Origin of the sequence: Tolypothrix sp. VBCCA 56010 (assembly GCF_050875635.1) — a bacterium.
In the GTDB taxonomy this organism is placed as follows: Bacteria; Cyanobacteriota; Cyanobacteriia; order Cyanobacteriales; family Nostocaceae; genus Hassallia.
Genome location: NZ_JBPAOH010000606.1, coordinates 1 through 202, shown reverse-complemented (window position 1 = coordinate 202; position 202 = coordinate 1). Strand labels below are relative to the sequence as shown.

The 202-nt window shown below is 42.1% G+C and carries 1 pseudogene; it reads left to right on the top strand.

What is annotated here, in order from left to right:
* A pseudogene (locus tag AABK37_RS42500) lies at positions 1-100 on the top strand (reverse transcriptase N-terminal domain-containing protein); the annotation flags it as partial.
* Positions 101-202: the final 102 nt, after the last annotated feature.

Genomic DNA, 202 nt, shown 5'->3' with positions numbered 1-202 from the left:
AATACGCCTTAGAACCAGCTTGCGCGTTGCAACCTTTCACGAAAAAAGTTACGGATTTCGTCCAGGACGTTCGGCACATGATGCACAGAAAATACTGTTCTTATACCATTTGGTTAAAATTGCGCCACAAATAAGGCATCTTTCAAGTAATCCCAACAAGTCAGGGAAATGACAACATCTTTATCGAGCGATCGCAGAATGT